This window comes from Synechococcus sp. H55.7 (genome assembly GCF_047462395.1).
Lineage (GTDB): Bacteria > Cyanobacteriota > Cyanobacteriia > Thermostichales > Thermostichaceae > Thermostichus.
This window is the reverse complement of record NZ_JANSJD010000009.1, coordinates 102,273-116,459: the sequence shown is the minus strand read 5'-3', so window position 1 is coordinate 116,459 and position 14,187 is coordinate 102,273. Positions and strand designations below refer to the sequence as shown.

Annotated in this window: 11 protein-coding genes; 5 read left to right on the top strand and 6 right to left on the bottom strand. The window is 58.1% G+C overall.

What is annotated here, in order from left to right:
- Positions 1 to 109 precede the first annotated feature (109 nt).
- Positions 110 to 745 (bottom strand): riboflavin synthase, encoded by a 636-nt coding sequence (locus NW851_RS06325; RefSeq protein WP_414337323.1) that lies wholly within the window; start codon positions 743 to 745, stop codon positions 110 to 112.
- A 13-nt stretch (positions 746 to 758) separates the two neighbouring features.
- Complete coding sequence (locus NW851_RS06320; RefSeq protein ID WP_414337322.1) at positions 759 to 2,477, bottom strand: ABC-F family ATP-binding cassette domain-containing protein; 1,719 nt, start codon at positions 2,475 to 2,477, stop codon at positions 759 to 761.
- A gap of 277 nt (positions 2,478 to 2,754) precedes the next feature.
- Here NW851_RS06320 and NW851_RS06315 point away from each other — a divergent pair, with 277 nt between their 5' ends.
- Positions 2,755 to 3,615, top strand: coding sequence for a hypothetical protein (locus NW851_RS06315; protein WP_414337321.1), 861 nt, complete (start codon positions 2,755 to 2,757; stop codon positions 3,613 to 3,615).
- 264 nt (positions 3,616 to 3,879) lie between these two features.
- A complete protein-coding gene (locus tag NW851_RS06310) occupies positions 3,880 to 4,188 on the top strand; it encodes an OB-fold nucleic acid binding domain-containing protein (protein WP_414337320.1) in 309 nt (102 codons plus the stop codon).
- A gap of 217 nt (positions 4,189 to 4,405) precedes the next feature.
- Here the strand turns inward: NW851_RS06310 and NW851_RS06305 are convergent, their stop codons facing one another.
- Both NW851_RS06305 and dnaA read right to left on the bottom strand, forming a co-directional pair.
- The gene (locus NW851_RS06305) at positions 4,406 to 5,005 is read right to left on the bottom strand and encodes a hypothetical protein (RefSeq protein WP_414337319.1); all 600 of its coding nucleotides are present in this window, start codon (positions 5,003 to 5,005) and stop codon (positions 4,406 to 4,408) included.
- A gap of 221 nt (positions 5,006 to 5,226) precedes the next feature.
- A complete protein-coding gene (gene dnaA / locus NW851_RS06300) occupies positions 5,227 to 6,630 on the bottom strand; it encodes a chromosomal replication initiator protein DnaA (RefSeq protein ID WP_414337318.1) in 1,404 nt (467 codons plus the stop codon).
- A 240-nt stretch (positions 6,631 to 6,870) separates the two neighbouring features.
- Between dnaA and rpmH the strand changes: the two genes are divergently transcribed.
- The 3 genes from rpmH (at position 6,871) to smc (ending at position 11,069) form a co-directional block, all read left to right on the top strand.
- Positions 6,871 to 7,011, top strand: coding sequence for a 50S ribosomal protein L34 (gene rpmH, locus NW851_RS06295; RefSeq protein WP_414337317.1), 141 nt, complete (start codon positions 6,871 to 6,873; stop codon positions 7,009 to 7,011).
- A gap of 59 nt (positions 7,012 to 7,070) precedes the next feature.
- The gene (rnpA, locus tag NW851_RS06290) at positions 7,071 to 7,451 is read left to right on the top strand and encodes a ribonuclease P protein component (protein WP_414334703.1); all 381 of its coding nucleotides are present in this window, start codon (positions 7,071 to 7,073) and stop codon (positions 7,449 to 7,451) included.
- A 75-nt stretch (positions 7,452 to 7,526) separates the two neighbouring features.
- A complete protein-coding gene (gene smc / locus NW851_RS06285) occupies positions 7,527 to 11,069 on the top strand; it encodes a chromosome segregation protein SMC (RefSeq protein ID WP_414337316.1) in 3,543 nt (1,180 codons plus the stop codon).
- Between the two features lie 128 nt (positions 11,070 to 11,197).
- Here smc and NW851_RS06280 read toward each other — a convergent pair whose 3' ends face one another.
- Both NW851_RS06280 and NW851_RS06275 read right to left on the bottom strand, forming a co-directional pair.
- A complete protein-coding gene (locus NW851_RS06280) occupies positions 11,198 to 12,715 on the bottom strand; it encodes a leucyl aminopeptidase (RefSeq protein ID WP_414337324.1) in 1,518 nt (505 codons plus the stop codon).
- A gap of 74 nt (positions 12,716 to 12,789) precedes the next feature.
- Positions 12,790 to 14,130 (bottom strand): FIST N-terminal domain-containing protein, encoded by a 1,341-nt coding sequence (locus NW851_RS06275; RefSeq protein WP_414334705.1) that lies wholly within the window; start codon positions 14,128 to 14,130, stop codon positions 12,790 to 12,792.
- Positions 14,131 to 14,187 lie beyond the last annotated feature (57 nt).

Genomic DNA, 14,187 nt, shown 5'->3' with positions numbered 1-14,187 from the left:
GCTTTGGCATGATTTGCTCCCTAGAAATTGTGAAGCAATACATCCAGAATCAGTCAGAGGGTGCTATCCATCCCCACCGTATAGACGGTGGGGAATTCCGCACCTTACGTTAAACGTAGCCGTGCTCGGCCAGAAACTCCAGAGAAATGCCGCTCTCCGGCGGAGCCAGGCCCAACAATTTTTCCACATACTTGCCCAGCATGTCCGCCTCCACGTTCACCGGATCCCCCACCTGCAGCAGGGAGAGGTTGGTCTCGCGGTAGGTCTGCGGGATCACCGCCACCTTAAACCAGCAGCCCCCCTGGCGCGCCTCGGCAATGGTCAGGCTCACGCCGTTCACCGCCACGCTGCCTTTGGGCACGATGTAGCGCCCAATCTCCGCAGGAACTTTGAAGCTCAGCTCCCAGGCGTTGCCACTGGCGACCTGATCCCACAGTTGTCCCACTCCATCGATATGGCCGCTGACGAAATGTCCCCCCAGCTTGTCTCCCACGCGCAGGGAAGGTTCGAGGTTAACCGTGCGCGGGCGGGATCCCTGGCCCCAAACCGAGCGGCGCAGCGTTTCCGGCGAGACATCGGCCAAAAAGCCATCGGGCAGAATCTCCACCACCGTCAGGCAGAGGCCGTCTACCGCCACGCTATCGCCGTAGGCCAACTGCGGCTGTAGCTCTGGGCAGGTAACCCGTAGCTGTGAAGAACTGATCAACTGGGCTGTGCCGAGACTGCGCACCAAACCTGTGAACATGACTCTGCCCTCCTTAAGCTTTGCCAGCTGCTTTTTTGGCTTTTTGTTTTTCTCGCTCTTTGGCTCGTTTTTCAGCAGCTTTGGCTGCTTTTTCAGCAGCAATCCGCTCTTGTCGAGCTCTCTCTTTCTCTTCGGCAATCTTCTCCAAGTAGTAGTGGTAATCGCCCTGGTAGGCTACCAACTCGCCGTTGCGGATCTCGACAATTTTATTGGCCACTTTTGAGATAAAGTAGCGATCATGAGAGACCAGAATTGCCGTGCCGTCGTAATGCTGTAGAGCCTCTTCCAACATCTCCTTGGCTGGAATATCCAGGTGGTTGGTGGGCTCATCCAGGATCAACACATTGGCCGGTTGCAGCAGCATTTTTGCCAGGGCCAAGCGGGCTTTTTCTCCCCCACTCAAAGCTGCTACTTTCTTAAAAACAGCGTCGCCGCTGAAGAGAAAGCGCCCCAGCAGCGTGCGCACTTCCTCATTGTTCCAGTCGGGGACTTCGTCATGAATTGTATCGATCACGGTTTTGTTCAGATCCAAAGCCTCTGCCTGATTTTGCTCAAAGTAGGCAGGAATAACATTGTGGGGCCCCAATTTTGCGGATCCCTCGGTCGGCTGCTCCAGGCCGGTGATAAGGCGGAGCAGCGTCGATTTTCCCGCCCCATTGGGTCCTAAAAAGGCGACGCGATCCCCGCGTTCGATCAGCAGTTCTGCGCCCAAAAATAGAATTTTGTCGCCATAAATGTGGGTTAGGTTTTCGATCTTCACCACCTCGCGGCCACTGCGGGGGGCAGGAGGGAAGCGAAACCTAAGGGTGCGCACATCGCCAACCGGCGCTTCCACGCGCGCGATTTTTTCTAGTTGTTTTTCGCGGCTCTTGGCCTGGGTGCTGCGGGTGGCGCTGGCCCGAAAGCGATCGATGAAGGCCTGTTGCTTTTCGATCTCTTTTTGTTGTCGCTCGTAAGCCGACTGTTGCGCTTCTCGTTGCTCAGCTTTTTGTGCCAGATATTGAGAATAATTGCCTAGGTAGGTTCTGGAAACACCTCGCTCTGTCTCCACAATTTGGGTACAAAGTCGATCCAAAAACTCGCGGTCGTGGGAGACGATCACCATAGGGATCGTCAAGCTCTTGAGGTAGTTTTCCAGCCACTCGATGGTCTCCAAATCCAGGTGGTTGGTGGGCTCGTCCAGCAACAGCAAATCCGGCTCCTGTAGCAGAATCTTGCCCAAGGCGATGCGCATCTGCCAGCCGCCGCTGAAGGCGCTCACCAGGCGATCCCCATCCTGCGGCTCAAATCCCATTTCCGGCAAGATTTTGTCGATGCGGGCCGCCAGTTCATAGCCGTGTAGGCTCTCAAATTGCCGCTGCAGGCGATCCAGACGGCGCAGAAGGGACTCTAAGGTGTCGGGATCCGCCTGTTCCATCTGCCCGGTGACCTGGGCCATCTCCGACTGGATGCGGCTTTCTTCCCGAAAGACCGTCCACAGCTCCTCTCGCACCGTTCGGGCGGGATCCACCTCAAACTCCTGGCTGAGATAGACGATGCGCAGGTTGGCAGGGCGGATCACCTCGCCGCTGGTCGGGTCTTCTTGCCCACAAATGATCTTGAGCTGGGTGGTTTTGCCAGCCCCATTCACGCCCACCAAGCCGATGCGATCCCCGGGCTTGACCTCCCAGGTCACGTCCTTGAGCACCTCGCCGGTGGGGTAGATCTTGCTGATGTGTTCCAGTCGCAGCATGGGGTTCCTCGGTTCTGGGGGCCGACGGGGGAAATGTGGCGTTTTCTTTACATGCCTCACTCATCTTAGGCAGTCTTGGGATCCGCGTCCACGGGCCCTGGGCGGTTCCCGCTTCGTTTTTTCATCTTTTCATCTCGTCTTCTCCACTCGATGGTCGTTTTGCCGGTACCTGCTGAGGCCTTTAACATTTTCGATACTTAATTCGGAGCTTAAACTGTCCTTAACCACTAATAGAAAAAACTGAGCTAGTTTATAACTAAGTTTAGGGTAGCCCAAGATGGCCAGCACTATTGTTAGAAAGAGGGATCGGCTAATATTACGCTCGCAGAATGACTGGTTTTCGCTTTTTATACTTATATTTGTTGCATCTGCTTTCCTCTCATTTGCCACTCTTCAGGCTGCTAGTGTAGATAGCCTAGAGATATCTTGTGTAAAGAGGGGATTTAGGATGGCGGATTGTCAATTTACAACCATCCCCAAGCTTAGGATTTTTCCTCCTTCTAACAAAATCTACTCGGAAATTACAGGAGCTGAACATCAAACCGAAGTTGAAGAGTTTATAGATGATGAGGGAGATAAGTCTTATACTTATAGCTACTACCTAATTCTGTTCACAAGTGGAAGGATTTTGGATAGAGTGGAGGTCGATAGCAATAATCGCGCCCAATGGGCCAGTGAGCAAATCAATCAGTTCTTAGGCGAAGGCCAGGGAAGTTTAAACGTTGTCCACCATGATCTTCCGTCAAAATCTATGGATGCATTCTCTGCAGCCATTATCTTTTCATCCATTAGTCTAATTCCTCTTTTTATGTTATTTTTAATAATAAACTATGAGTCTGTTGATATTAATGGTCAGCTTAGAAAAGTTATAGTTACCCAGATTAATTTGCTGTCTAATAGAAAAACTTTTGTTGACTTCGAGGATGTCAAAAGTATTAGCCTCATAGAAAAAGTCGATAGTGATGGGTATAAGCTCTACGAGCTCAAACTTCAAACTAGAACGGCGGGTGAGATCACGTTGTTTACATCCTACATAGAAGAGAAAGCTGAGACTTTAGGAAGAGAAATTGCCACCCTGACGATGCGCCGCATTGACAGAAAAGCTCTTCCCGAACCGGAGAGGGGAGCCGCTGACTAAACGCCGTAGGAGCGTGCTTGCAAAAAAGTTTGGGACAGGAAGTTTAGCTCTTGCAAAATCCCCGAAAATGTTAAGAGAGCCCTAGGGAAGCAAAGACGCGATTTAGGGTTAAGGTATCTTTGATTTGCGTTTAAGCTTGTTGACGTGTTCTTCTTGGATTGTTAGACCCGAGGCAGTTTTTAACAATGTCGGGGTTCTTTGTATGAGGGTTGCGCCTGGATATGTTGCTCTGACTTTTCTAGCACTAGCGGTGGGGGTTCTCCTGTGCAAGCTCAGGTTCTTATTCGTGAGCTCCAGCGTTATACCGGGGTTTTGGTTGCCGGTCGGATCACGAGCGTTTTCGGCAACAAGTTTATTTTGGACGATGGAACGGGCCAACTGCTTGTTGACGCCGGCCCAAGCTGGTACCGCCAGATCCAACTGGTGCCCGGCGAGCGGGTTACGGTGCTGGGGAAGTACGACGATGAAGACTTCGACGCTTACCGGATCACCCGCGAGAACGGTGAGGTCATCGAGATTCGTCCGGCAAGCGGCCCACCACCCTGGGCGGGAGGTTCCCGCGATCCCAGATAGGGCTCCAGGTTTTAAACCTTTTCCAATGCTTGCTTGTTGCTGATCGCTGCCGATCCTTGTCAACACTGTCAGGGATCCTGACTCCAGGCGGTGTTTTTATTTGAAGCTGCTCAGGACGTTTCTCGTGCTCTGCGCTGCCTGTTCCTTGGCCCCAATCCCTCTTCCAATGCTTGGGACTGGGGGGGAGGACGCCGAGGGCCCAAAGCGGGTCTGGCGACTAAGGGATCCACTCCAGGCCAAAGCCAAAGCTGGATTCCTGTGCCAAGGTCGAGTTGCGCAAGCTATAGCGAGCAGAAAGGCGAAAGGAAGGGCTGATGGCGTAGGCAGCGGTGATCTCCGCCAGGGTGGCTTGTCCTTCTTCCTGAGGGGCAACCCAACTGTAGCTGCCGGTCAAGTCTGCCGCTCCGGGCGCCAGGGCCAAAACGGCAAAAGCCCCATAGCTAACGCCGCTGAGGCTGCGGTTTTTCTGTTCCAAGGCTCGATAGCCCAGTTGTGGTGCCAGATTGAAAGGGGATCCCATAGGGGCCAGAAAGTAGCGCATCTCCGACCCGTACTGGCGCACTTCTGGATGTTCGGAAGATTGGCGATAGTCACCGCTGAGGGTGAGGCGATCGGCCAGGCGCAAGTCCTGCAGGCTGATTCGCCAGTGAGAGGAGGACTCGAAACCGGCCTGCAGGCGGGTGGGCAGGACGGGGGTATTGCGGATTTCTTCCAGGAGATTGGGTGGATTTTGCAGCCAGCGGCGCAGCACCGGGCTATTTTCCAGAACTTGGCCCTCCAGCCCCAAATCCAAAGCGGCTGAGAGCGGGGCCGGCATAGGATCTGGAAGACTTGCTTGCGTCGAATTGGCCCAAACTGGCCACCCTGGCGTCAGCTCGGCCCCGAGGAGCAACAGACCCAAGCAAAGCCCTTTGCCAGATCGCTCCACCAACTGCAACCCTCGCCTATCCCGTTTTTAACTCTAGCTGCTTCGAGAGGGATCCTCCACAGAAAACGGGACAGCGGAGAACCGGGGGCGGCTCAATGACAACGGAAAACCTAGCTCTTTCGGCTGTGGGCAACAACCCGCAGGCGCTCGGCCAACTTTTGCAGTTGCCGCTCAAATTGTAGATTCTCTCGCTGCAACTGGCGAACTTTTTCACAGCTATAGAGAACGGTGGTGTGGTCTTTCCCGCCAAAATAATCGCCAATTTTGGGCAAGCTGAGATGGGTGTAGTGGCGCATCAGGAACATAGCAATTTGCCGCGCTTGGCTGATGTCGCGCTTGCGGGAGGATCCCAATAAGCTCTCCCGGTCAACACCGAATTCTTCACAGATGACTTCGATAATCATATCGGCGGTGATCTCTTTCGGCTCGCTGGGTGGATTGAGGATGGGTTGAATGGTCTCCACGCTCATCGGCAGGCCAGAAATGGAGACGTAGGCGACGGCGCGGATGAGGGCGCCTTCCAGCTCGCGAATGTTGCTGGTGTAGGTGGTGGCAATGTATTCGATCACCTCAGCTGGTAGATTCATCCCCTCGTACTCGGCTTTTTTCTTAAGGATGGCCATGCGGGTCTCGATATCCGGCGATTGAATTTCTGCAATCAAGCCCATCGAAAACCGAGAACAGAGCCGCTCCTGCAGACGAGGGATCAGGTGAGGGGATCGGTCGGCGGCCAGCACGATCTGTTTGCCCGATTCGTGCAGCGTATTAAAGGTGTGGAAAAACTCCTCTTGGGTGTACTCTTTGCCTTCGATAAATTGAATGTCGTCCACCAATAAAATATCCACATCTCGATAGTGCTCCCGGAAAGACTGCATGCTGTCTCGCCGGATGGCATCGATTAAATCGTTGGTAAAGCGCTCGGTGGACACGTAAAAGACCTTCGCCTGAGGATTGGCCTCCAGTTGGTAGTGGCCGATGGCCTGCATCAGGTGGGTTTTGCCTAGCCCTACTCCGCCGCAGAGAAACAGCGGGTTATAGGCGCGCCCAGGCTTGTCGGCTACGGCCAAGGCCGCAGCATGAGCCATGCGGTTGTTGGGGCCGACCACAAACCGTGAGAAGGAATACTTAGGGTTGAGATCTGGCGCTCGCATCGGCAGGCTGCCGCCGACTTCCAGTCCTAGGGTGGCGGGGGCAGGTAAGCTGCCGGCCTCGCGGGAGGTTGAGGCCACAGCCGTTGAAGGAGCTTCTTCCTCAACCAAAGCGTAGGGGGAAACCGAAAACTCCACCTGTAAAGGGATCCCGGCCACCCGCTGCACCACCTCAGTGATGGTGGAGGCGTAGTGCTTTTGCAGCCAGCCCCGCGCCCATTCGCTAGGAGTCGAGATGGTGAGGCGATTGTCCACCAACGACTCAGGCCGCGCCGTCTTGATCCAAGCCTCAAAGGTTGGACGGCTGAGCTGCACCTGTAGATGCCCCAGAGCTTCGTCCCAGAGTTGATCTAGGGAGATATCCACACCACACACCCAGAACGACACAGCCAAAGCCCAAAGAGAACAGGGGCGCCAACCCAGTGCCTCTGCTCTCTCGACTTGGACTTGGGATTCCCAATTTAGCTGCTCGGCGTGGGGCGGCCAATCTAGCAATTTTCCGTCGAGCCTGCTAGAATGGCACCTTGCTGATTGTCTGCAAGTGGACTGGGCTTCCCCCTCACCAGCCGCAGCAGGCCTTGTTGACATGATGAGTGGGTCTACACCATGACTCAGCGTACCCTTCATGGCACCAATCGCAGACGCATTCGCGTCTCTGGGTTTCGGGCCAGAATGCGCACAGCAACCGGGCGGCAGGTCTTGCGGCGGCGGCGGGCCAAGGGGCGTTATCGCCTGGCTGTTTCTTGAGGCGCGATCCGGCTTTAAGGGCAGGGCCCTTTGTTGAATTCAGGGTGGGATCCGCCACCATGCTGCCTGCTCCTTATCGCTTGCGGGATCGGCGAGCTTTCCAGGCGCTTTACCAAGCGGGGCAGCGTCGTTCCGGTGCGGGCTTGACCCTTCTGTTTCAGCCGATGCCCCCAGGGTGTGAAGGGATCCCCAGCCAGGTGGGGTTGGCAGTTAGCAAAAAAGTGAGCAAATCGGCGGTACGGCGGAACCGGCTGCGGCGTCGCCTGCGGGAGGCCATACGGCCTCTCTGTCCAAACCTAAAGCCTGGCTACCAGTTGCTGCTCATCCCCAAGCCCAACCTGCTCACCTACAAGTGGCCAGAGCTACAGGCAGAGGTGCATCGTCTTTTGCAAAAGGCCGATCTGCTCGTCGATCCAAGCCCAGATCCTGGGCCTTCTTAGAGGCTGGGCAGGCTGCACTACCCGTGCTAGCCTGGTGCCATCATCTGCTGCTGGTTGCACCAGATATGGGGTGGGATGTACATCAAGCGGATCGAGCTGACCCGATTCAAGTCGTTTGGCAGCACGACTTCGCTGCCCCTGTTGCCGGGTTTTACGGTCATCTCCGGCCCCAACGGCTCCGGCAAGTCTAACATCCTGGATGGGATCCTATTTGCGCTGGGGCTGTCTTCCTCACGGGGGATGCGGGCAGAGAGGCTTTCGGATCTGGTGCATTCCGGCAGCCTCAACAGCAACCGGCGGGTGGAGACCCACGTTTCCGTCACCTTCGATCTGGGGCCGGGAGAAGATGGCCAGCCCAGAGAATGGAAAGTCAGCCGTCGGCTGCGGGTCAGCCCCGGCAAGGGGGAGGATCCCGACTCCCTGCCCTACACCAGCACCTTCTACATCAACGATGTGCCCTGCACCCTGAGCGAGCTGCACGAGCAACTGGAGGCGATGCACATCTACCCCAACGGCTACAACGTTGTCTTGCAGGGGGATGTTACCAGCATCATCTCCATGAACTCCAAGGAGCGGCGGCAGATCCTCGACGAATTGGCGGGGGTGGCCACCTTCGACCGCAAGATCGCCCAGGCCAACGCCAAGCTGGAGGGGGTGCGAGAACAAATTGAACGCTTCCGGCTCATCGAGCAGGAATGGCAAGCCCAAAGAGAGCGGCTGCTCAAGGAGAGCGAAAAGGCGCAGCAGTACCAGCAACTGCGGCTGCAGTGGCAAACGCTGGAGCAGCAGCAACAGGTGTTGCTCTGGCGGCATTTGCAAGCCCAAGTGGAAGCAACCCAGGCAGCCATTCGTCAGCTTTTGGCAGCTCAGGAGCAAGCCACTGCTCAGGTGCAGACCTTGAGCGAGCAGTTGCAGCAGGCCGAAGCCGCCCTGAGCGAGCTGCAAAGCCGCATCCACGCCCTGGGGGAGGAAGAATACCTGCACCTGCAGGCCCAGATCGCTGCCGCCGAAGTGCAACGGCAACAGCTCAGCCAACAGATCGCAGCCTGGCAGCAGGAAATCGAGCAAGCGCAGCGCCTGCAGCAGGAGCGCCAAACCCAACAGCAGCACCTGCAGACAGAGCTGGAACACCTGCAAAGCCAACAGGAGCAACTGGCCCAAGCCCAGGGATCCCTGCAAGCCCAGGTGCAGAAAGCCCGAATCAGCCTGGAGCAAAGCCGCGAACAACTGCGGGCCCTGGCCCAATCTGCCGAGGCCTGGGTCAAGCAGCAGCGCTACCTCACCCGCCACCTCGAAGAGATCCGCGCCGAACAGGAGCCTCTGCAGCAGGAGCAAATTCGCTTGCAAGAGCGACAACGGCAACTGGAACGGCAAAGCCAGGAGACCCAGGCGGAGATCGCCCAGATCGAGACGTGGCTGGGATCCCACCTGGCCCTCACCGCCGAGCTGGAACAGGCCTGCCGGCAGTCGGAAGCCCAGGTGCAGGCCCTGGCCCAAGAGCTGGCGCAACTGCAATCCAACCTGGAGTTGGATCGCGCCACCCACGAACGGCTGGCCGCCGAGTTCCACGCCAAGCAGCGGCAACTGGACAAATGGGAGACCCGCCGCCAAGTGCTGCAAGAATCCCAGGGATCCCGCGCCACCCAGGCCATCCTGAGCGCCCGCCTGCCGGGGGTTTTGGGATTGGTGGCCCAGTTGGGGCAGGTGGATCCCCAGTATCAACTGGCGCTGGAGATCGCGGCAGGCAACCGACTGCACTTTGTGGTGGTGGAAGATGACAGCGTCGCCGTCAGCGCCATCAACCTCTTAAAGCGGGAAAAACTGGGGCGCGCCACCTTTTTGCCTCTGAACAAGCTGCCGCCCGCCCGCCCGCCCGCCCCCCTCAACTTAAACGGTCTGATCGACTACGCCATTCGTTTGGTGCACTTTGAAGAGCGCTACCGAGATGTTTTTGGCTTTGTGCTCGGATCCACCCTGGTTTTCCAGAGCCTGGAGCTGGCCCGGCCCTACATCGGCCAGCACCGCATGGTCACCCTGGAAGGGGAGCTGCTGGAAACCTCAGGGGCCATCAGCGGCGGCACCAGCCCGCAGCGACAGGGGATCCATTTTTCTGCCGGCGAACACTCGGAAGGGGAAGCCCTGCGCGCCCGCCTGGCCGATCTGGAAGCGCTGCTGGCCGCCCTCACCCCTCGCCTAAAAGCCGCCCAAGCCCGCGAAAAACAACTGGCCCAGACCCTGCTCCTGGCCCGCCAGGATGCCCTGCAAGCCCGGCAATATCTGGAGCGACACCAGGCCGATTGCCAAAACCAGCAGGCCCGCCTGCAACACCTACAGGGATCCCTGACGCAATGGCAAAGCGAAAGCCACCAGATCCAGCAGCGGCTGCACCAGATTCAACTCCGCTGGGATCCCTTGCAACAGCGCCTGGCCGACCTCACCCTCAAGCTCAGCCAACTGGAGGGATCCCCGGTCAACCAGCACTGGCAGCAACTGCAGCAGACGGTGCAGCAGCAGGAGAGCCACCTGGCGGAGCTGCAACACCACCTGGCCCACCTGGAGCGACAGCAACAGGAGAACCTCAGCCAGCAACACCTGAAGCAGGCCCAGATCCAGCACCACCAGGAGCGCCTGCAAGAGGGCGAACGGCGTCAGGCCCAACTTCAAGAGCAAATCGCCCAGGCCCAGGCCACTCTCGCCCAAATCCAGCAGCACATTGCCGAGCAACGGCAACAGATGGGCCAGATTGAAGCCCGCCTCGCCCACCTGCGCCAAGAGCGAGAGCGGCAGGAATTTCAACTGCGCGCCCAACAGCAGCAGCTCCAACGCCTGGAATGGGAACGCTACAACGCCCTCACCCAACAGCAAGAAAAAGAGGCCATCCTGGCCCAACTGCAAACCCAACTGCAAGCTGCGGCCCAAGCGCTGCCGCATCCCCTTCCCCCCTTGCCCCCCCACCTGACCCTAGACGAGCTGCAGCAGCAAAAACGCAAAATCGAAGAGCAATTGCGATCCCTGGAGCCGGTGAACATGTTGGCCATCGCCGAATACGAACAGACCCAAGCCCGCCTAGGGGATCTCAGCGCCAAACTGGCAACCCTGCACCAAGAGCGCACCGAATTGCTGCTGCGCATCGAGAACTTTTCTACTCTGCGCCGCCAAGCGTTTTTGGATGCCTTCCATGCCATCAACAGCCATTTCCAGACCATCTTTGCCCAGCTTTCCGAGGGCGAGGGCTACTTGGAATTGGAAAACCCAGAGGATCCTTTGGCTGGAGGTCTGACCCTGGTGGCCCGCCCCAAAGGCAAGCCGGTGCGTCGTCTCAGCGCCATGTCGGGCGGAGAAAAATCCTTGACGGCCCTCAGCTTTATTTTTGCGTTGCAACGGTTTCGCCCCTCCAGCTTTTATGCCTTTGACGAAGTGGACATGTTTTTGGATGGGGCCAACGTGGAAAAGTTGGCCGACATGATCTGGCAGCAATCCCGCCAGGCACAATTTTTGGTGGTCAGCCTGCGCCGCCCCATGCTCGAAAAAGCCGAGCGCGCCATCGGGGTGACCCAGGCTCGCGGCGCTTACACCCAAGTAATTGGCCTGGTCAACCCCACCGCTCACGTCGGCTAAAGCAGCCAGCAGGCGGCCATCGCGGCGAGATCCCATCTCGCTCGCTATCCAGACAAGAGCGTAGATTCCAAAAACTCCGCAGGGCAAACCGGGAGATTTTGGTGATTTTGCAGGGCCCCAAGGCGGAGTTATGAGCTGCGCGCCAAGACCCACTCCACCAGCGTGCGCACCCCATAGCCGGTGGCCCCTTTGTTGTTGTAGCCTGCATCCTTCTCTGTCCAAACGGGGCCTGCTATATCCAGGTGGGCCCAAGGAGTTTTCTCCACAAACTGCTTCAGGAACAGGGCGGCGGTGATGGATCCCCCTGAGCGGGGGCCGGTGTTTTTCATGTCGGCCACAATCGAGCTGAGGCCCTCGAAATAGCCCTCCTCCATCGGCATTCGCCAGATTTTTTCTCCTGAGAGGTTGGCAGCTTGCTGCAGCTCCTGGGCCAGCGTCTCATCTTGGGTGAACAATCCGGCAATTTCTTCCCCCAGGGCAACCACGCAGGCACCGGTCAGGGTAGCCAGGTCGAGAATGGCATCGACGCCCAGCTTTTCTGCAAATACCAGTGCATCCGCCAGGGTAAGGCGACCTTCTGCGTCGGTGTTGTTAACCTCGATGGTCTTTTGGTTGGAAGCGGTGAGGATATCCCCCGGATGGATGGCATGGCCGCTGATCATGTTTTCCGTGGCGGCGACAATGAAGTGCAGCTCCGCTTGAGGCTTGAGGGCGGCCAAGGCCCGCGCAGCCCCCAAAACCGCCGCTGCTCCCCCCATATCGGTTTTCATCATGGCGATGCTGCGGGAGTCGGTTTTGATGTTTAATCCACCCGAATCGAAGGTCAGCCCCTTGCCCACCAGTGCCAATTTGGTGACGGGATCCCCTTGTGACGGCTTGTAGGTGAGGTGGATGAACCGGGGCGGCAGATCAGAGGCTTTGGCCACACCCAGAAAGGCCCCCATCCCCAGAGCTTCACATTCTTCCTGCCCCAAGATCTCCGCCTCTAGACCGTATTCCTGAGCCAGTTGGCGGGCCGTATCGGCCAGGGCCAGAGGAGTAACGATGTTGGCGGGGGCAGCCACCAATTCCCGAGCCAAGATCGTCCCTGCAGCCATTTCAGTAGCCCGCTGCAGCGCGGCTTCGTAATCGGGGCGAGCCTGGGCCAACCCCGGCACCAAGAGGGTTACCTCCTGCACAGAAAAGCTGTTTTCCTCTTCCTGTTTGGCTGAAGATTTAAATCGATTGTCCCGGTGCGCCACCAATAGGCAGGCTTCGGCCACCGCCTGAACCACACGTACCCGATCCAACCCCGTCTCCGGCAAAGACAGCATCACCCGCTTGGCTTTTAAGCCATGAGCCTGGCGCAGGCCGTTGGCTGTGGCCCGTCGTAGGGCTTCTAGCGTCAGGGCAGCGGGATCCCCCAGCCCCACCAGCACCAGTTTGCGGAGCTCTCCGGTCAGGCGCAGGGCAACACTGCTGTTCGGCTTGCCCTGAAACCCTTGCTCCTGTACTGTTTCCGCCACCAGACCCGACCACACCTTTTCATCCCAAGAGGCGATCTCAGGGGGCAGAGGTAGGCGGCCATTTCCGCCAGAAGCCGCAAAGCAGTAGACCAGGGCACATTCCCCTTGAGTGAGTGGTGGCTCGCTGAGATGAAGCTGCATGAAAAACCCTTCGGTTACGCCGTTCACAAGCGATCCTCAGTCTATCCAATTTCACCGGCTCCCGGGATGGGGGTCTAGTGGGCGGGCCGGAAGATCCCGAAGCAAGAGGTGTAGCCGTGCAAAAAGGTGGATCCCCCAACTGGGCCGATCTCGCCGTTGCAAAAGAAGCCCCCCAGGGGTAGCTCCCCCAGCAATTCCCGAAACCGTTGCGAGTCAAAGTCGGGGGTGCCGTACAGCCCCTTGCCTCGTCCCAGACAGGAGAACATCAACGCCCCACAGGGCTCCGGCCTTGGTTGCGAGGGGCCCTCTGAGGAGTAGCTTTGCTGTAGGTTGCGCTCGGCACGATAGCGGCTGAGGGCCCACTGCAGATCTTCCGCCGAAGTCTGGGCATCGCGCAGATGAAATTGCACCGTTTGGCCGGGGCGCACCCGATCCCCGATGGCCATTGCCCCCAGCCGTGGATCGATGCCCAGGATCACGCGAATGAGAAAATCTCCCGGCGTCGGCTCGGATTTGAACTCGTCCATCAGCAGGCCGATAAAGAGAGCTTGGCGGGCCAAGCGTTGATCCGATGGGCTGAGCCGTTCGGCCAAATCCTGTAAGACCGCCAAAGGAGGACGCCCCTCTAAGCCGAGGATCACATTCCCCTCCGCTTCGGTGACGCGCAAGGGATCCCCGATGGGGCGACACCCCTGGGCCACTACGGCTTCCAGCACCACGTTGCCGGAAAGGGCCAACCCCACTGTGCCTACCCGATACAGCTCCCGCCGGGGTGTGGGGGTACGCGCATCCAGCAAGAACAGAGCATTGCCGCGCGGGCCGCGGCCGCCACTGGCCAATCCCCCCACCTTGACCGCCCCTGGATAGGCAAAATCCAACCCTTGCAGCAGCTCGGAGATGCGGGAGGAAAACCCATCCGCCAAGAGCAAAAAGTGCGGCTGGGTCTGCGGCGCAACTCCCACCAGATCGATCCACGCCGAAGGGGGTGCATCCAAGTCCGGCAATTGCTCCCCTTGCAAATAAAAAGGGCGCAAGGCTACATCCGGCAGCACCGCCAAAGACAGGGACAGGGCCGGCCCATCCTCAATTTCATGCCCCCCACCCACGATACCGCCGCCGGAGCAGCCGATCAAAACGTCCACCTCCAACAGCTCCGACAACAGGGGCAGCACGCGAATGTACTCGCTGGCAAAGGCCGCCGACACAAACAAAACCCCCAAGTTGGGCCGCAGAGGCTGAGAGGGGACATACCCGGTGAGCAGCCCCGGCAAGCTGCCGGATCCCACCGCCTGCACCTGTCGCGTCAGGGCGCTCTTCAGTTGGGCTGCCTGCAGCTTAGCCTTGGCTTCCTCCACCACCTGCCGCAGAGCCGCTTCCAGAGAAGGGAGCTGGGAGAGCGCGTTCACCCACTGCATCGGCGTGTTCCTACGGTCTGGAGTTTGCTTTTTTAGGCTAGCAATTTATGCCCGAAC

What these genes read in the sequence shown, in the direction of transcription:
- NW851_RS06315 (WP_414337321.1), top strand. Translation starts at nt 2,755, where the DNA reads ATGGCCAGCACTATTGTTAGAAAGAGGGATCGGCTAATATTACGCTCG.
- NW851_RS06275 (WP_414334705.1), bottom strand. Translation starts at nt 14,130, where the DNA reads ATGCAGTGGGTGAACGCGCTCTCCCAGCTCCCTTCTCTGGAAGCGGCT.
- NW851_RS06320 (WP_414337322.1), bottom strand. Translation starts at nt 2,477, where the DNA reads ATGCTGCGACTGGAACACATCAGCAAGATCTACCCCACCGGCGAGGTG.
- rpmH (WP_414337317.1), top strand. Translation starts at nt 6,871, where the DNA reads ATGACTCAGCGTACCCTTCATGGCACCAATCGCAGACGCATTCGCGTC.
- smc (WP_414337316.1), top strand. Translation starts at nt 7,527, where the DNA reads ATGTACATCAAGCGGATCGAGCTGACCCGATTCAAGTCGTTTGGCAGC.
- NW851_RS06325 (WP_414337323.1), bottom strand. Translation starts at nt 745, where the DNA reads ATGTTCACAGGTTTGGTGCGCAGTCTCGGCACAGCCCAGTTGATCAGT.
- NW851_RS06305 (WP_414337319.1), bottom strand. Translation starts at nt 5,005, where the DNA reads ATGCCGGCCCCGCTCTCAGCCGCTTTGGATTTGGGGCTGGAGGGCCAA.
- rnpA (WP_414334703.1), top strand. Translation starts at nt 7,071, where the DNA reads ATGCTGCCTGCTCCTTATCGCTTGCGGGATCGGCGAGCTTTCCAGGCG.
- NW851_RS06280 (WP_414337324.1), bottom strand. Translation starts at nt 12,715, where the DNA reads ATGCAGCTTCATCTCAGCGAGCCACCACTCACTCAAGGGGAATGTGCC.